Annotated in this window: 17 protein-coding genes and 1 other RNA gene; 1 reads left to right on the top strand and 17 read right to left on the bottom strand. The window is 49.6% G+C overall.

Going from position 1 to position 16,758, the window contains the following annotated elements; genetic code table 11:
* Positions 1 to 226 precede the first annotated feature (226 nt).
* The 6 genes from AR333_RS06120 to AR333_RS06095 all read right to left on the bottom strand — a co-directional run bounded on the left by AR333_RS06120 (position 227) and on the right by AR333_RS06095 (position 4,387).
* Positions 227 to 1,006 carry a lytic transglycosylase domain-containing protein gene (locus tag AR333_RS06120; RefSeq protein WP_253735730.1) on the bottom strand — a complete coding sequence of 260 codons (780 nt, stop codon included), beginning with the start codon at positions 1,004 to 1,006 and terminating at the stop codon, positions 227 to 229.
* A 137-nt stretch (positions 1,007 to 1,143) separates the two neighbouring features.
* Positions 1,144 to 1,911, bottom strand: coding sequence for an ABC transporter permease (locus AR333_RS06115; protein WP_068774396.1), 768 nt, complete (start codon positions 1,909 to 1,911; stop codon positions 1,144 to 1,146).
* Positions 1,908 to 2,843, bottom strand: a complete 936-nt coding sequence (locus AR333_RS06110; protein ID WP_068774395.1) for an ABC transporter ATP-binding protein — start codon at positions 2,841 to 2,843, stop codon at positions 1,908 to 1,910. Before AR333_RS06110 ends, AR333_RS06115 begins: the two co-directional genes overlap by 4 nt.
* 188 nt (positions 2,844 to 3,031) lie before the next feature.
* Positions 3,032 to 3,466 carry a hypothetical protein gene (locus tag AR333_RS06105; RefSeq protein ID WP_068774394.1) on the bottom strand — a complete coding sequence of 145 codons (435 nt, stop codon included), beginning with the start codon at positions 3,464 to 3,466 and terminating at the stop codon, positions 3,032 to 3,034.
* Between the two features lie 39 nt (positions 3,467 to 3,505).
* Positions 3,506 to 3,718, bottom strand: a complete 213-nt coding sequence (locus AR333_RS06100; protein WP_068775147.1) for a DUF1540 domain-containing protein — start codon at positions 3,716 to 3,718, stop codon at positions 3,506 to 3,508.
* Between the two features lie 168 nt (positions 3,719 to 3,886).
* Positions 3,887 to 4,387 (bottom strand): YpuI family protein, encoded by a 501-nt coding sequence (locus tag AR333_RS06095; RefSeq protein WP_068774393.1) that lies wholly within the window; start codon positions 4,385 to 4,387, stop codon positions 3,887 to 3,889.
* A gap of 187 nt (positions 4,388 to 4,574) precedes the next feature.
* Here AR333_RS06095 and AR333_RS06090 point away from each other — a divergent pair, with 187 nt between their 5' ends.
* A complete protein-coding gene (locus AR333_RS06090) occupies positions 4,575 to 6,482 on the top strand; it encodes a S8 family peptidase (RefSeq protein ID WP_068774392.1) in 1,908 nt (635 codons plus the stop codon).
* Between the two features lie 74 nt (positions 6,483 to 6,556).
* Here the strand turns inward: AR333_RS06090 and rnpB are convergent.
* The 11 genes from rnpB to era form a co-directional block, all read right to left on the bottom strand.
* Positions 6,557 to 6,970: RNase P RNA component class A (gene rnpB, locus AR333_RS06085), an RNA gene on the bottom strand.
* Positions 6,971 to 7,047: 77 nt separating this feature from the next.
* Positions 7,048 to 8,163, bottom strand: a complete 1,116-nt coding sequence (locus tag AR333_RS06080) for a Nif3-like dinuclear metal center hexameric protein (RefSeq protein WP_068774391.1) — start codon at positions 8,161 to 8,163, stop codon at positions 7,048 to 7,050.
* A complete protein-coding gene (locus AR333_RS06075; RefSeq protein WP_068774390.1) occupies positions 8,139 to 8,903 on the bottom strand; it encodes a class I SAM-dependent methyltransferase in 765 nt (254 codons plus the stop codon). Before AR333_RS06075 ends, AR333_RS06080 begins: the two co-directional genes overlap by 25 nt.
* Positions 8,904 to 8,905: 2 nt before the next feature.
* Positions 8,906 to 9,733 carry a hypothetical protein gene (locus tag AR333_RS06070; protein ID WP_068774389.1) on the bottom strand — a complete coding sequence of 276 codons (828 nt, stop codon included), beginning with the start codon at positions 9,731 to 9,733 and terminating at the stop codon, positions 8,906 to 8,908.
* A gap of 389 nt (positions 9,734 to 10,122) precedes the next feature.
* A complete protein-coding gene (rpoD, locus tag AR333_RS06065; protein ID WP_068774388.1) occupies positions 10,123 to 11,244 on the bottom strand; it encodes an RNA polymerase sigma factor RpoD in 1,122 nt (373 codons plus the stop codon).
* Between the two features lie 40 nt (positions 11,245 to 11,284).
* Complete coding sequence (gene dnaG, locus AR333_RS06060; RefSeq protein WP_068774387.1) at positions 11,285 to 13,111, bottom strand: DNA primase; 1,827 nt, start codon at positions 13,109 to 13,111, stop codon at positions 11,285 to 11,287.
* 60 nt (positions 13,112 to 13,171) lie between these two features.
* The gene (locus tag AR333_RS06055; protein ID WP_068774386.1) at positions 13,172 to 13,636 is read right to left on the bottom strand and encodes a YaiI/YqxD family protein; all 465 of its coding nucleotides are present in this window, start codon (positions 13,634 to 13,636) and stop codon (positions 13,172 to 13,174) included.
* 88 nt (positions 13,637 to 13,724) lie between these two features.
* Entirely contained in the window at positions 13,725 to 14,552 is an 828-nt protein-coding gene (locus AR333_RS06050; RefSeq protein ID WP_068774385.1) for a pyruvate, water dikinase regulatory protein, read from the bottom strand.
* Positions 14,553 to 14,752: 200 nt separating this feature from the next.
* On the bottom strand, positions 14,753 to 15,502 hold the full coding sequence (recO, locus tag AR333_RS06045; RefSeq protein ID WP_068774384.1) for a DNA repair protein RecO: 750 nt from the start codon (positions 15,500 to 15,502) through the stop codon (positions 14,753 to 14,755).
* 56 nt (positions 15,503 to 15,558) lie between these two features.
* Complete coding sequence (locus tag AR333_RS24205; protein ID WP_084783515.1) at positions 15,559 to 15,705, bottom strand: YqzL family protein; 147 nt, start codon at positions 15,703 to 15,705, stop codon at positions 15,559 to 15,561.
* 109 nt (positions 15,706 to 15,814) lie between these two features.
* On the bottom strand, positions 15,815 to 16,714 hold the full coding sequence (gene era, locus AR333_RS06040) for a GTPase Era (RefSeq protein WP_068774383.1): 900 nt from the start codon (positions 16,712 to 16,714) through the stop codon (positions 15,815 to 15,817).
* Positions 16,715 to 16,758 lie beyond the last annotated feature (44 nt).

Here is a 16,758-nt window from a genome sequence, read left to right as displayed (position 1 = left end):
ATTCTGTCCTTTCGTCTAGCGAAGCGATAAAAAATCAATAGGGGTCCTATTGGCCCTTTCCCCATTAAATCGCAAATCCATTCTTAATACAAGCCGCTGCCTAAGCCCTAATCAGCGTTATCCTTGTCTGTACTTCCGATCGGTTACTTTTGTTTCTGCGGCATAACCTTCTGCCATAAGAAAAGCGGCAGACCTTTGAGGGGCTGCCGCTTCTCCATCCGAATCGTTACACTTGAGGAAAATCACGTTCATAACGTTCCATATGATTCATAACCTTTTTCACATACTGCTGTGTCTCTGTAGGCAGCAGGTGCATTTTCTCTAGTAGATCCTTGTCATTCTTGATCCCCAGCCTGCTAACCCGGTTCGGACCGGCATTATAAGCGGCTAAAGCTGTACCCACATTGCCGTCGAAACGTTTAAGCTGATAGGAAAGGTACTGCGCCCCGCCTTCAATACTTTGCTGCGGATCAAAGGGGTTCGTTACGCCCAAGCCCTTGGCCGTACCGTCCATCAGCTGCATTAGCCCTTTGGCTCCCGCTTTCGAAACGACGGTTGTATTGAAAGAGGACTCCTGACGGATCACGGCCTTAATCAGGGCAGGATCAACGCCGGTCCGGGAGCTTGCCTGCGCGATAAAGGCATCGTAAGCCCCTTCACCTCTGGATACAGGCGCAGAAGCGGGAGTTGATGCCGACCCATAAGATCTCAGCGCCTGGTTAAGAGCCGCCGGACTCATCTGCGCGGTCCCTGCCGCCAGATCTTCTCCGCTCAAGCCGCTCCAGCCTGTCTGCAGAGCCTGAAGGGGCAAGGATCCTGCCGCTTCTGTTCCTGAATCCAGACCCGCTTGCTCCAACAGCAGCGCGTTCAGCATAGAACCGAATTCGCCTTCCGCTGCTCCTGTGCCTGCTGATCCTCCGCTCGCTCCGCTGACAAGCGCTGATTTATTCAGCATCTCGAGCTTTAAAATTTCTTTCATTAATCTAGGATCTATGCCGTTCATCATCGTCATCCCCAATTAGTTATCCCATTTCATGTGTATAAGGAGTATATCGGCAGCTGTAATCTGATTTTGAACCTTTGCGGCGATGTTTCCCTATCTTTTTTTAGTGGATGGGAACTCATCTGCCGCCGGCACTCTTTTTAAGCAATATCCCGTTTACGGAAAATATAGATCGTTATGCCCATCAGAACAATCCAATACGCCAGATAGATCGTGAAGGAAAATCCGAACGTCATGCCCGGGAATGGAGGCGAGAGCCCTTCAGAAACATGCGGATTAGGGTCATACATAGTCCAATTCGTATTGTTAAAAATCAAATATTTGGCCCAATCGTATTGGAGGACGGCAAAAACAGATCCCGCCATATTCATCACCACGGCGATCGTAATCGCCAGCGCACTGCTGCGGAATACCGTTCCAATAACGAAAGCAAGTGTGTACATGAAGATCAGATCCGGCAGGGCATATAAAACTGATTTGAAATGAACAATAAATTCCTGCTCCGCCAGCGGTTCTGTTCCGAACAACGCAGCTCCGACGGCAATGGAACTGACGAAGAGCAGCATGTACGCCAGGAGCGCTGTCAGCAGGCAGGAAACATATTTGGCCATCAGGACCGATGTCCGGCCGGCGGGCCTGATAAGCAGTTGTTTAATGGTGCCGTCCTTGTACTCTTCCGTCACTGTCTGCGCACCCAGCACAAGGGCAAACAGCGTAATGAACAGGGAGCAGACCATAATCACGGTACTGCTGAAACTAACGTAGTTCCCTATATAACTCTGAATCCATATTTTAATGGGAATCCCCAAAAACAAGCTGATCAGCACGATAAACACATAAAAGATCCAGGTTGATTTTTTACTCGCCAGCTTCATGATTTCATTCTGTATCAGTGAAAAGAACCTCATAGAGCCTCGTCTCCTTTCGTCAGCTGCAGGAAGGTATCTTCAAGGGTCGGTTTACGTATCGCGACCTGATACACTTCAATCCCATCCCGCACGAGGTCAGCGACAAGCTCCGGAATGGCCGATTTCGATATATTTGCCGTATAAATACCGCTTTCCCGCTTCACAAGCCCGTAGCCTTGGGCAGAGGAATCCGATTCCCCGGCTCTTTCCATTCCTTTCAGTTCGAGTTCCACCAGAACAAGCTCATCTTCTCCGGCAGTCCCCCTTACGGCCCGTTCTCCTACAAGCCGGCCGCTTTGGATAATAAGGGCCCGGTCACAGATCAATTCCACTTCTGCCAGCAGATGAGAAGAGATAAGAATCGCGATTTTCTCCTGCCGGGCCAGTTCCCGCAGATAGTCCCGCAATTCGCGAATACCCGCCGGGTCCAGTCCGTTAGTCGGCTCGTCCAGAATGAGGACAGTCGGTTTATGTAGCAGAGCCTGCGCAATTCCGAGGCGCTGCCGCATCCCGAGCGAGTAGGTTTTGACTTTGTCGTGAATGGCGTCACTCAGTCCTACCAGGTCCACGATTTCATTGATTCGCTGGTCAGAAACTGGCTCTGCAGCCATACGCGCAAAATGGATCATGTTCTTCCGCCCCGTCATATACGGGTACAATTCCGGATTCTCTACAATGGCGCCCACTCTTGCCAGTGCCTGCGCCCGGTGAGTGCGGATTGAATACCCGGCAATCCGGATCTCACCTGCGGTCATAGCCATCAGTCCGACCATCATCCGTATTGTCGTCGTTTTACCCGAACCGTTCGGTCCTAGAAAACCGCATATTTCCCCCTGCCGAACGGTAAAAGACAGGTTGTCGATAATAATGCGCCCGCCGATTTTCTTCGTTACGCTGACAAGCTCCATAGCCTGTTTTTGTTCCGTTTCCAAAAAAGGTTCCTCCATTTCTTCCTGTCAGGTACTACATGTATCAGCAAATTATACCTTTTTCGCGGGTCTTAGTCTAATTGTTGCCGGTGAAGGGCACACAAAAATACAAGCGCACGACAGCGTACCGTATCCCTCAGGACCCAAAACAAATAAAAAAAGCAGATCCCTTAGGACCTGCTCAATTTGATTTAAAATAAAAAAGGAACAAATGCCAGTTTGGACACAAAACTGATGAGTCCAAGAGCAATCGCCCAGCCGCCGAGCGCTTTGCGGCCATCGGAGAATGCCATAAATCCAAGCAGCATTCCCAGCGATCCCAGAAACAGCGGAAGAAGAAAGAATGACAGAATAGACGAACCCATGGCCATCATACCGAGTGTTCTGGCATTCATCCAGTTGTCCGGTATGCCGCGCTCCGCCTTATCCGCATTGCTCAGACTTGGATCTGCCGGCGAGAGCTCGGCTGCATACTCCTCGTTCGCACCCAGATCGATCGTATTCACCGGTTCCCCTTCGATTCCGGGGGCGGCTTCCGGTTTGGCTTCCCGATGAGCCCCGCCCGCACCATGTCCGTCATTGGCATGTTTGTGCTTATGCTTATGCGCGTGCTTTTTGTGATCCACACCTAACACCTCCGGCCTTTATAAGGAATCGGTGACGGTTTACTTATTCTTTTCCTTGAACGTGTGACAGCAGGTGTTCGCCGCATTGCTGGCTTTGTCTTTGTGATTCACATCAAATGTTTCGCCGGCAAATTCAGAGGAAAGATCCGCACTCGCATGCTTGTCGGTCTCGATCATGATGACATCCGCACGGCAGTTGTTCCCTTGTCCCCAATAGGCGCAGTTGGATACGGCACATTTTACTTCTGGCATGTTAATCACCTCCTGAAGAGTAGAATTCCCCAAGCGCTCCCCTCTATCCCCTTCCGCCGCTGACACAACCTGACAGTCTTCCTCCCACACGGTCCATAGGTCCATGCCGCAATCATCCGTACACACAAAAAAACCTCCCGGAAACCGGGAGGCTGTTCATTTTCTATTTTAAACCCTTTCGCCCTGCATGCGGCGCTGAGTAATATAGTCATTCTCATAGTAGGCCAGTTCTTCGCGTAGCTCTTCAAAAATTTTGGACAATTCAATGGTCAGATCGCGCAGTTCGCGAGTAGGTTTTTTACGGAAACGAATGGCGTCTTGTCCGGTATAAGCGTAGCGGCCATCTTCCGAGTAGCATTCATTTTTGGGATAAAAGAAAGGACTAATGCAGTTGTGATACACCTCATAAAGCACTTTCTGAGTAAATTCAACATTGAATGTGGGTCTCCGCAGACTTACACCAAGCTTCTCATAAGCGACTTCACAAAATACAAGCAGATGACGTGTGTCCTGCAAATAGGCGCGGTAGAAATCTTCCATCTCGGAGTTTTCCTCCGCATTAAGCTGAGGGAGGGAATAGGTATTCAGAAACGGTTCCATAAGATCGATTGCATCTTTCAATTTCTTTCGCGTTCTCTCACATGTCTTCTTTACATTATCCATTGCCATTGCGGTTATGACCTCCTCTAGTTAACAGAGCGGGAACCTCGCGCCCAGCTCAGTCCACCCATATAGTATCATACTTTCTCTGGAAAAGGTACCCGATTCCGCCAGCTTAATTCGCGCGGTGCATAAAATTCGAACCGGTATCCCACCCTACTTTTATCGACCTCATCAAAGGAAAGGGGGCAGTTCTATGCGGCGTCAAAAAGTCGTTCTTCATCATATAGCAATGACCGGCCTTATCCTTCTCAGTGCCTGCAGCAGCGGCCCCGAGGCAAGGCGTATGGAGCCTGAAGCGGAACTGAGGTACAAGCAAGCTTTAGTCGCCCAGGATATGGCCACAACCGGGGAACTCTGCCGCAACCAGTGCCTGATTCATGTAAACAGCCTTCACGCCTCTTTGAAGGATCAGGATGCCGGCCGGATTCAAGACAAACTGCGCCAAATGCAGCAGTCTCATGAACATATGATTCGGCTCATCTGGACCCCTGCAGCCTCTTCCGGCGGTTCTGAAATCATCTCGGGCAAGCTCAACAAGGATATTGCGCAGGCTGCCGCCCCTTATTTAGAAGAAGCCAGGAAATCCGCAGCCTCATCCAAAACGTATCTTTCTCCTAATTTTGTGATTAATCAAAAACCTTATTTTGTCGCGAGCGTGCCCTCTTCTGATAAAAAAAGCGCAATAACGGCGATCGTCAAACAAACCATTGTCCAGCAGGTTTCTAACCACCAGTTAAAAAACCTGCGCCTGAAATCTTTTAACGATGAGCAGAAAACAGGATGGAAAATAAAATCGGTCGATACCGAAACTTTACAGCCCCGGCGTGTCGCTCATCCGGAAGAACATGAAGGAACCAGCCACTATGAACGCCATGATGTCGTGGTGCAGTTCCACAGAGCTCTGAAAGACAGCGATCTGTCGAGAATCAAGCTTGAAACCGGAGCTACGAAGATCAAGCAAATCGGCGATACTTATATTATTACAGCACGCACCCTGGAGGCGCGGCAGTTAATGGACTATTTCCGTAAAAGGACGGACGTCCGATTTGTGGAGCCGCATTACATTTACGAATCCAATGATCTCTCAAGAGGCACGAAACCGCTCGGGTGGTTTTTCGACTGGTGGCCGGGAGGTAAATCGGACCGCAGCCAAAAACGCCATGAAGCCGCCGCAGAACCGGACGTGATTCCCAACGATGCTCTTTTCTCCAAGTATCAATGGAATTTGCCTATAACCGATACGCTCAGGGGCTGGAATGTGAATAAAGGAAATCAGGACATCACTGTCGCGGTGATCGATACGGGCGTGGATTTGGATCATGAAGATTTAAAAGGCCAGCTCGTAGAAGGTTTCAACGCAATCGATTCAACAGGCAAACCGGCAGACGATGTCGGACACGGGACCCATGTCGCCGGCATAATCGGTGCTCAGGTAAATAACGGGCTGGGTGTAGCCGGAATGACCTGGTACAACAAAATTATGCCTGTCAAGGTGCTCGACAATAGCGGAGTCGGCAGCACTTATGCCGTTGCACAGGGAATCATATGGGCTACTGATCACGGAGCCAAAGTTATAAACATGAGCCTGGGAAACTATGCCAGCTCCGACTTTCTCCATGAGGCTATTAAATATGCCTACAACAAGGATGTGGTCCTTATCGCGGCCAGCGGCAACGATAATACGGAGCGTCCGGGTTACCCTGCCGCTTATCCGGAAGTTTTTGCTGTAGGAGCAACCGATTCCGGGAACAAGCGGGCTCCATTTTCCAACTATGGGGACTATATCGATGCAGCAGCGCCTGGTGTAAGTATCGCAAGCACTTATCCGAACAACCAGTATGCCGCCTTATCCGGCACCTCTATGGCATGCCCGCATGTAACTGCTCTGGCCGCTCTTCTCCGTTCTGCCAACCCTTCACTCAAAAATACCGAGATCATGGACATTATGCGCCAAACGGCTCAGGATCTGGGCAGTAAGGGCCGTGATAACGATTTTGGCTATGGGTTGATTGATGTCGAGAGAGCCATCCAATCCGCCACCGGCAAAGGACCCGTGCAGGCTGGATCGCCGTCCGCTGTACCGGTTCCTGCCGTTCGTTGACTTCAAAGTTGTAACAAACATAAAAAAACCGCTTGTTATCCGAAGATAACAAGCGGTTTTCCGTTGTCGTATGGATGGAAAGCTTGCCGTAAGCCGGGTTCTGTCCTTCCGGTGGTGCAGCGGGCTACGACACCCTCCCACCATTGAAGTGACAATCATCTATCTAGGCCATACATTGCTATACAGCTCAAGCGACCAACCCAGACGCGCCTCGGGCTAAGGCTGTCTACAGGCAGAGCCTGCACACCGCGTCCCATTAGGTCTTGCTCCAAGTGGGGTTTACCAGGGGTAAAGTCACCAGTACCCCTCGTGGTCTCTTACACCACGGTTCCACCCTTGCCTGTGCGCCATAAGCGCCATCGGCGGTCCATTTCTGTGGCACTATCCTTCAGCTCGCGCTGACTGGACGTTATCCAGCACCCTGCCCTATGGAGCCCGGACTTTCCTCTCGCAGTGCGAACACTGCCAGCGATTGTCTGTCAAACTTTCCGAATTCATTTGCTAGTATACAGCGAATCCGTCTGAAATTCAACCGTGAATGCTTGGGAGTTCATCCAATTCAGCTTCAAACGAATTGGAAAGGCTCCGTACTCGGCTCCGAAGCGGCGGCCGAGGTGGCATATTTCTTCTCTGCAAGCGCGCGGTTCATGTAATCCGCAACGGCGCGCTTCATGATCTTCTCGACGTTATGTCCCACGTCGATGAGGCACATGCCGGCCGCCAGGGCGTCGTGTGCGGTGTGATAATCGATGTCCCCGGTCACAAGGACATCAGCCCCCGCAAACATCGCATGCCGCACGTAACGGCCGCCGGAGCCTCCGAGCACCGCAGCTTTGCGGACGGTGCGGCCGAGATCGCCGACTACGCGTACAGCCGGCACGTCGTAGGCTTGCTTGGCCGCTTCAGCCAATTCGCCAAGCGTAACCGGCTGCGGCAGCTTGCCGGCGCGGCCGAGGCCGAAGGTGCGGCCTTTGAGGTCCATCGCGTACAGGTCATACGCGACTTCCTCATACGGATGCGCCTTCAGCATCGCCTGAATGACGGCCCGCTGGACACTCGCGGGCACGATGGTCTCGACCCGCACCTCGTCTGCGCGCTCCAGCTTGCCCTGCTTGCCCAGGAAGGGACTCGTTCCCTCCCGCGGTAGGAACGTGCCCGTGCCCGGTATATTAAAGCTGCAGTGGCTGTAATCGCCGATCCAGCCCGCTCCCGCATTGAAAAGTGCTTCCAGCACCTGCTCGTGGTGCGTCTGCGGCACGAACACGACAAGCTTGCTCAGCTTGTCTGTATGTACTTCATCAAGCGGAGTCAGGTCCGTCAAACCGAGCGCTTCCGCCATCAGATCATTGATGCCGCCCTCGGCCACATCCAGATTCGTATGCGCGATATAAACCGCAATATCATGTTTAATAAGCTTCTCATATAAACGGCCAGCCGGCGTGTCTGTCTGTAAATTTTTAAGCGGTCTGAAAATAATCGCATGATGAGCAATGATCAAATCGGCCTCCGTGCGGATTGCTTCTTCTACCACTTCATCGGTCACATCCAGCGCCACCAGGATCTTCTTGATTTCTTTCTGCAGCGAACCCAGCTGCAACCCGATTCTATCATCGGGTACCGCGTAATGCTTCGGCGCCAACTTTTCAAAGAGCTGAATTACGGTCTGTCCTTTCGCAAACATGTCAAAACCTCCCTGATCCGGTTGTTCTCCGCTTCAAGCTCCGCACGCTTGTCATCTGCGGATTCAGAAGTCGATCGCTCCAGCTGCTTGCGGATCATATCCAGTTTATCCATTTCGTACTCCCATTTTTTAAACCAGGCATCCTTCGGTTCCCGGATCAAATAAGGACCCATTCTAAGAAGGGTTTCTTCCGTCAATCGCAGGGTCGTTTCCTCCACCGTTCTTTCCGCATATAGAGGAACGTCCGCACGGTGCTCCGCTTCCATCCGGACAGCAGTCAGCACTTCATAGATTTTGCCATCTTCTTCTAGTATGGTCTCTGCCGCAAGATGCCATCCATGCTGGCGCAGCCAGCGTCTGACCAGATCTTCCCCTACATTAGGCTGGAGAATCAGCGTCCGCACGTTCTGAAGCTTCTCTTGACCTGCATCCAGAATAGAGGCAATCAAAGCCCCTCCCATTCCCGCAATGCTAACCGCATCTACTTCACCTGGCTTTAGAACGGCAAGCCCGTTGCCCAGCCGAACTTCGATACGGCCGGTCAATCCTGCATCCCGTACTTGGCGTTCTGCGGCTTCTTTGGGCCCTTTATTAACTTCGCCTGCGACGGCAAAAGGGACCCTGCCCTGCTGAACCAGATAGGTTGGAAGCAGTGCGTGGTCCGAGCCGATGTCGGCTAGCCTGGCCCCTTGGGGCACTAAATTTGCTATTGTAAATAACCTCTTGGATAATTTAACCATATTTAAGCAACCCATTCCGTCCAATTTTTCCGGTAGGCAAAAAGAGCGACTCCGGCCGCTGCCACTTTTCCGATTAAAGAAAGTTGAAGCAGTTGTTCGGCTGAAGTTCCCCAGGCAAGTCCAAACAATTCCGGAGCGAACCAGACAGTTGCACCTGCCAGAAGCATAACCACTCCCGGCTTTTTCCAGCGGTGCTGGATCAGCCAGCCTCCCCACATCAGTACAAAACTGATCGGCAGCCATCCAAGCTGAAGCTTGTACCAGGTAGCCGGTTCCAGCCTGTCACTGAGTATAAATCCGTATGTCACGAGAAGACCGATCCAGCCGCAGTACTGCAGCATCGGGAATTTCCCGGCCAGCCCGGCCAGCAGCCACACGGCACCGCAAAGCGCGATGAAAATGCCGACCGGCAGCTGCTGTCCCAATCCGTTGGCATACAGAATCCAGACTCCGAAGCCAATCAATGAAGCGGAAGCAATGCCGGATGACAAATGCGCTTTAAGCGGCGCTTCATCTTTTTGCCTGAAACTGATTATATACCAACATACAACAAAAACAGCGGAAACGCCAATTTGCAATGAAATTCCAAAAGAGTTAAAATTGAGAAGCGTTAAGGACATTATCATAACACCGATTACAGCTGCCAGCCAGAATTTCCAATGGCTCGTCCGTATGGATTTGGCTGATATTCCAAATACCCGTTTGGATGGTTCTTGTCCATCCTCCATATACAAATTAAGGAGAAAATCGCAGTATTGAGCCGGAAGCAGTTTGGATCTGCGCCACTGCTCGATTTCTTTTACGATAAGAGCTCTTTTGTCTTGTTCCATTCTCTTCACCTTCCCAAGAACTTTATCGGTCGGCTGCAGTCTTAACTTGAGAAGGAATTACTGCCGAGTTTTTTATCCGCTGAATCGCCCATCCACTTTACATAGATTTCTAGACCTGAGGGCCATGCAGGTTGCAGTACACAGTACGTGCCAACTCACAGGTTCAATAATCAGCAATCAAATACGTCCGTACATAAGGGCCGACGGATCTGCCTCTCCAGGAATGAAGAAGATCCAACCTAAGAAGAACGATGACCTCCGTAAGCTGCCCCTATACCTTACCTTATCGTACCAGACATTATCATCGCCTTTACCATGCAGGCCAGCACAATTGGTACGCTTCAGCAGAAAAGAAAGAAACCCGCCGGATGGCGGGTACAATGTATGGGCTACTCGAGAAAATCTTTCAACCGTTTACTGCGGCTAGGATGTCTCAGTTTGCGAAGCGCTTTGGCTTCAATCTGACGAATCCTTTCGCGGGTAACTCCGAATACTTTGCCCACTTCTTCCAGCGTCCGGGTCCGGCCGTCATCCAGGCCAAAACGCAGACGGAGTACATTCTCCTCACGCTCAGTCAGTGTATCAAGCACATCCTCAAGCTGTTCTTTCAAGAGCTCGTAAGCCGCTGCATCTGCCGGAGCAAGTGCTTCCTGGTCCTCAATGAAATCCCCCAAATGCGAATCATCTTCCTCGCCAATCGGTGTTTCGAGCGAGACAGGTTCTTGGGCAATCTTCATAATTTCCCGAACTTTATCGGTACTGAGTTCCATTTCTTTGGCGATTTCCTCTGGAGTAGGTTCACGCCCGAGTTCCTGGAGCAGTTGACGAGAGACACGGATCAATTTGTTGATCGTCTCAACCATATGAACCGGGATCCGGATCGTTCTGGCCTGGTCCGCAATGGCACGCGTAATCGCCTGGCGAATCCACCATGTCGCGTACGTACTGAACTTGAAGCCTTTGTTATGATCGAATTTCTCAACCGCTTTGATCAAACCCATGTTGCCTTCCTGAATCAGATCCAGGAAAAGCATGCCGCGGCCGACATAGCGTTTGGCGATACTGACAACGAGACGGAGGTTTGCTTCCGCCAAACGGCGCTTCGCTTCTTCGTCTCCCTCATTAATACGCTTGGCCAAGCCCACTTCATCATCTGCAGAGAGAAGCGGAACACGACCTATTTCTTTCAGATACATACGGACAGGATCATTAATTTTAATGCCTGGCGGTAGAGTCAGATCATCTTCAAAACTAAATTCTTCATTGTCCTGATCATCCGACTTCGGTCTTCCTTCTTCTTCATCGGATTCGTTTCCAACATCAATACCCATTTCAGATAATTGTTCAAAGAACTCATCAATCTGTTCCGGATCTTGATCGTAAGGAGCCAACCGTTCCGTAATATCTTTATAAGTGAGTGAGGAACGTTTCTTGCCTAATTCAATTAGCTGATCCTTTACTTGCTCCAAGGTCAACTCGGTTTCGATATCAGTATGTTGATCGTTCGCCATAATCCAACTCCCTCCTCCCTAGATTATCCGGAACCTTTCGTTACGATAACTTAAGCTGTTTCTCTAGGGCAATGATTTCACTAAGAATTTGTGCGGCCTGCAATGGATCTCCCGAACGCTCCGCACGGACCATTTCTTCTCTTTTTTTCACTATTTCCTGCTGCTTCGGGTATTTTTTGATTTCTTTAATGTAATCATCAATAACCGTTTCATTAATGCCATGTCTTGCGCCGATCATCGCGATAGAACTAGCCAAAGATTCGAGTTTGTCATCCTGCAGCATAGCCATATACCGGCTTACATTAGGCATGGGATTCTGAGCGTAAAAAGCATATAAATAAGCTGCAAGAACCGCATGGGCATCCACGTTAAATTCATCGCCTAGCCGCTCTTCCACATGGGCACATACGTCCTGATCGTGCATCATAATGGCAAGCAGTTGTCGTTCCGCATTGTGATAAGCCGGATAAAGAGGCGTCTTTGGCTTTTCCTTCCTATTCTGCCTACCATTATTCCACGGAGCGTCGATATTATCCCTGAACGTGAGGTTTTTTTCGCTTTTGGTCCGGTGATTGGCAAGATCTTGCTTAAGGGACTCGTAGGATGTGTCGAATTCCGATGCCAATTGTTTTAAATAATGTTCACGTTCGATCGAACTCAGATCCGCAATCATCTTCAGGGCCGTCTGCTGGTAACGCAGCCGATCCCCTTCCTCTTGGAGGCGGAAATGCCGGCGGACGTAGTGCAGCTTGTATTTGATCGAGGGTGCGGCATATTCGATAATATCCCGTACAAATCGCTCGGCGCCGTATGCGGTAATAAATTCATCCGGATCTTTGGCATCCGGCAGCATAGCTACTTTTACTTCCAATCCGGCTTGTTCGAGCAGGGGAATAGCTTTATAAGCCGCGTTCTGGCCTGCTGAATCTCCGTCATAACAGATGACAACTTTTCCTGCGTTGCGCCGGATCACTTCAGCATGCTCCGGTGTAAGTGCGGTGCCCATTGTACCGACCCCGTGCTTCACTCCGGCTTCCCACGCTTTTACCACGTCCATATAACCCTCAAACAGAACCATGGTATTCGTTTTCCGAATATGCGGGCGTGCCTGATGGAAATTGTACAGCACCCGGCTTTTGTTAAACAGCATGGTTTCGGGACTATTTAAATATTTGGGCTGTACCTCACCTATAGCCCGGCCGCCGAAGGCGATCACCTTGCCTTGAGCGTCCCAGATCGGGAAAATTACCCGGTCCCGGAACTTATCGATATATCCGTCCCCTTCAGAGCGTGCGGATATCAGCCCGCCGCGCTCCATAAGCGGAAGATCATATCCCGCTTTTTGCAGCTGCTGGACAAGCGTATCCCACATCGCGGGAGCATATCCGATTTGAAAACTATCGATCAATTTATCCGACATCTGCCGGCGTCGCACATAATCCAGCGCATTTTTACCTTGATCGGTGTTCATTAAAATGTAACGGTACAGCTTGGCCGCTTTCTCGTAGGCTTCAAGCAGCTTGGACCGGTCCATCTGCTGGGGATTTTGTCCCAGGTTTGAATCTTCCCAAGTAACGGGAATGCCCGCTTCTTCCGCAAGATGGCTGACTGCCTCACCGAACGAGTACCCTTCGATTTCCCGAAGAAATTGAAACATATTCCCGCCAGATCCGCATCCGAAACAATGATAAATTTGTTTCTCAGGCGTAACGGTAAAGGAAGGTGTCTTCTCCGAGTGAAAGGGGCAAAGCCCTTTCAGGTAGTGGCCCTGTTTGGTCAAATGGACGTATTTGCCGATAACATCGGCGATGTCATGTCGCTGCAAAACAGCTTCAATCACTTCATCCGGGATGCGTCCGTAACCCATTTCCCCCACCTTCAATCCTTAAAAAAAGCTTCATGTGCGGTAAACAACTATACGTATTCGCTAAACAGGCCTATTCTCCTGCAAACGACGTAAAACTTTTGTCAAACCATGTAGAAAAAATTCTCTATCTTCGCTTGAAAAGGGGTTAGGTCCCTTGGAATGTTTACCTCCACGGCGTAGTTTTCCTTGGGTGTGGCGCCTATCGAGCAGAAAATCAATGGTCTGGTTCGTATACTCCTGACCCCGATTAGATAAGCATACCGCCCCCTTACCTAAACCGATAGCAGCCAGTCCGAAATCTTGCGTTACAAGCACATCTCCACGGTGGATATGGTTAGCAATAAACAAATCGACGGATTGATCCGAGCGGTCGACCTGTACGATTTGAACTCCTTCCTGCTCTTGAAGCCGGTGATCAAAAGAAGCCACCATAAGAACAGGAACCGAATATCGTAAAGCAACTTGTACGATCTCGTTTTTGACGGGACATGCGTCTGCGTCTACGATGATCTGAAAAGAAGAAATGACAATAAATAAAGCCCCCGATTCTTACTTAAGTTCTTCCGTACTATTATATACGCGGAACACCCGAAAAATCCTGCCTCTTATGTGCTTAAGATAAATTAGGGCTGCGCCGGATGTGTTCGAGAACAAGACTGGCCGTTTCTTCGACTGCGCGGTTCGACACATCGATCACCTTGCATCCAATCCGGTCCAATACTTTCCTTGCAAAATCCAACTCTTTTTTAATACGTTCCGCATTGGCATAAGTTGCATTGGAAGCTAATCCAAGGGTACGCAGCCTTTCCCTGCGGATCGCATTTAATTTATCGGGATCAATAAGAAGTCCGATAACCTTATTATTAGGTACACGGAAGATAATGTCGGGAGGCTGCATTTCAGGCACGAGCGGCACGTTAGCCACTTTATATTTTTTGTGGGCTAAGTACATGGATAACGGTGTTTTGGACGTGCGGGATACGCCGACCAGAACGATATCCGCTTTGACAACCCCGCTAAAATCACGGCCGTCATCGTACTTAACAGCAAACTCGATAGCTTCGACTTTGCGGAAATAATCTTCGTCCAGGGGATGGTTCCCACCAGGCAGATGACTGGCTTTCCGATTGAAAGCTTTCTCGAATGTATGGATGAGCGGTCCGAGCAAATCAACGAAAGCAAACCCGGCCTGTTCAGCCCGGGTCGTTAAATAATCACGTAATTCAGGTATAACCAGCGTAAAAGCAATAACTCCCTGCTGCTTGGATACTTTATCGAGAAGTCTGTCGATCTCTTGCTTATCGTGAACAAAAGGCACTCGTTCGATAATAATAGGCGCAGGGTAAAATTGTAAGGCAACTGCATTGACAACCGATTCGCCCGTCTCTCCAATGGCATCGGAGACCACATAGACGATAACCGGGTTGTTTGTTGAATTCATAGGTTTCCCTCCCTGTACCAATTGACGGAAAGGACGACAAAAGAACCGTCGGGAGCTTCGAATGCCAAGGCATCCCGGATACGAGAAGATTAAGAAATTCTTCCTCAAGTTTCACCCACGGCTTGCATCTATGAACGAGCATCCATTTCCGTATAAACCATATCCACTTACTATAGGGAATGAACTTACAAAAGTCAAACCTACAAATCGTATTTATCCATCTGATCTAGGAAGCTCCGTGCTTTCCACTTAATACCTACATGTGCATCCATATAAAGCCGCATGGAATGCTTGAGCTGCGCTTTAGTCGAGTCTTTCACGTTCACGTTACCGATTCTGCGTAAGTCAACTTGCTGCAAAAGCCTCATCAGCCTGAGGGTGCTGTCCGCCACTGGAGCCGCGTAGTGATCCTGCCTGCGGCAATTGATGCAGGCGGCTCCTCCAAGACTGACACTGAAAGCCGACAGCTCATCAGTACGCTCGCAGGAGGCACATCTATCCAGAATCGGCGTATACCCTGCCAATGCCAGCATTTTGAGTTCAAAAACATGCGCGACAATTTGCATATCCTTGTCCTGTTCAATAGCCAGTAAACCTGCTTCCAGCTGGTCAAACAAGAATAAACTGCGGTCTTCCTCTCCTAACATACGATCGACCATTTCGACCAAATAGGAAGCGTACGCAGATTTGTAAAGATCTTCTCTGAGCTTATGATGGGGCTCAATGATTTCGCCGCTATTAAGTGATGCGAGCTGCTGGCCTTGTCTGAAAAATACGTAATCTCCATTGGTAAACAACTGGGTTACGGCACCGAGCCTGCTTTTCACTTTCTTAGCTCCGCGCGCCATAACCCCCACTTTACCGAGTTCACGCGTATACAGCGTTATGATTTTATTGCCTTCTCCATAGTCCATACTACGAAGCACAATCCCTTGCACACGGTTCAGCATTATTCATGCGCTTCCTTCCCCGAAGCGTGAACCAGTCTCACGTTCTTATGTGTTCCTCAGGCTTCAACCGGCTCCAATGCCATCCGCTCGAACGTTTCAGACTCTTCCGCACCGGTATCGGAACTTGGAGTCAAATCTTTGTAGAGCATATAGGCATCTACATCTCCGGTTGTACAGAAATATTGCCACGTAAAATCTCTCATGCGGATCATCCTCTCCTGGAATCTCAATTATTGATGATTACCCTTAAGATGAGCCTGCCGAAGCAGATTATACGAAGCAATTAATGGAACAACCGCAGGTGCGGCGAATTTATTCGTTACGGAAGCCCAAATCACGCAGAACACGTTCCTGGTTCCGCCAATCTTTTTTAACCTTGACCCATAATTCAAGGAATGTTTTGGAGCCAAGCAGCGTTTCGATATCATGTCTGGCCTGCTTGCCTATTTCTTTGAGCAGGGCACCACGCTTGCCGATAATGATTCCTTTCTGGGAATCACGTTCCACGTAAATAACAGCCGAAATATGCACAACTCCATTTGGTTCTACCTTCATGTCCTCAATAGCTACCGCAATGGAATGCGGGATTTCTTCCCGTGTGAGATGCAGAATTTTCTCCCTAACCAGCTCTGCACATACAAACTGTTCGGGATGATCCGTAAGCTGGTCAGCCGGGTAATATTGAGGCCCTTCCGGTAAATAACGGACAATCTGATCGAGCATAGTCGTTACATTGTTGCCTAGAAGAGCAGATACCGGTACGATCTCTGCAAAATTATACAGATCTTTATAGGTTGTAATGATAGGCAGGAGCTGTTCCGGATGGACCTGATCTATCTTATTAAGAATTAGAATAACCGGCGTCTTGATGGACTTCAGCTGTTCAATGATATAGCGGTCTCCGCCGCCAATTCCTTCCGCCACATCGACCAGGAAAAGAATCGCATCCACTTCACTTAATGTTCCGTGAGCCACTTTCATCATATAATCGCCCAGCTTCGAATTAGGCCGGTGTATCCCCGGCGTATCAAGGAATACAATCTGCGACTGATCTGTTGTGTACACACCATGAATTTTGTTCCGCGTGGTTTGCGGTTTATCTGACATGATGGCGATTTTCTGGCCGATAACCTGGTTCATTAAGGTTGATTTACCTACGTTGGGACGTCCAATAATAGAAACGAAACCCGATTTGAATTTTTCTTTAGTCATGCTGTTATTGTTCCTCCTATTGCTCGTAAAAGATTATTCTTCAT

It is taken from the genome of Paenibacillus sp. FJAT-26967 (assembly GCF_001541095.1).
Classification (GTDB): Bacteria; Bacillota; Bacilli; order Paenibacillales; family NBRC-103111; genus Paenibacillus_F.
This window is presented reverse-complemented; position numbering and strand designations above follow the sequence as displayed.

Coding starts and splice junctions, on each gene's coding strand:
- AR333_RS06120 (WP_253735730.1), bottom strand. CDS start 1,006: ATGATGAACGGCATAGATCCTAGATTAATGAAAGAAATTTTAAAGCTC.
- AR333_RS06115 (WP_068774396.1), bottom strand. CDS start 1,911: ATGAGGTTCTTTTCACTGATACAGAATGAAATCATGAAGCTGGCGAGT.
- AR333_RS06100 (WP_068775147.1), bottom strand. CDS start 3,718: ATGCCAGAAGTAAAATGTGCCGTATCCAACTGCGCCTATTGGGGACAA.
- AR333_RS06095 (WP_068774393.1), bottom strand. CDS start 4,387: ATGGCAATGGATAATGTAAAGAAGACATGTGAGAGAACGCGAAAGAAA.
- AR333_RS06090 (WP_068774392.1), top strand. CDS start 4,575: ATGCGGCGTCAAAAAGTCGTTCTTCATCATATAGCAATGACCGGCCTT.
- AR333_RS06080 (WP_068774391.1), bottom strand. CDS start 8,163: ATGTTTGCGAAAGGACAGACCGTAATTCAGCTCTTTGAAAAGTTGGCG.
- AR333_RS06075 (WP_068774390.1), bottom strand. CDS start 8,903: ATGGTTAAATTATCCAAGAGGTTATTTACAATAGCAAATTTAGTGCCC.
- AR333_RS06070 (WP_068774389.1), bottom strand. CDS start 9,733: ATGGAACAAGACAAAAGAGCTCTTATCGTAAAAGAAATCGAGCAGTGG.
- rpoD (WP_068774388.1), bottom strand. CDS start 11,244: ATGGCGAACGATCAACATACTGATATCGAAACCGAGTTGACCTTGGAG.
- dnaG (WP_068774387.1), bottom strand. CDS start 13,111: ATGGGTTACGGACGCATCCCGGATGAAGTGATTGAAGCTGTTTTGCAG.
- AR333_RS06050 (WP_068774385.1), bottom strand. CDS start 14,552: ATGAATTCAACAAACAACCCGGTTATCGTCTATGTGGTCTCCGATGCC.
- recO (WP_068774384.1), bottom strand. CDS start 15,502: ATGCTGAACCGTGTGCAAGGGATTGTGCTTCGTAGTATGGACTATGGA.
- AR333_RS24205 (WP_084783515.1), bottom strand. CDS start 15,705: ATGAGAGATTTTACGTGGCAATATTTCTGTACAACCGGAGATGTAGAT.
- era (WP_068774383.1), bottom strand. CDS start 16,714: ATGACTAAAGAAAAATTCAAATCGGGTTTCGTTTCTATTATTGGACGT.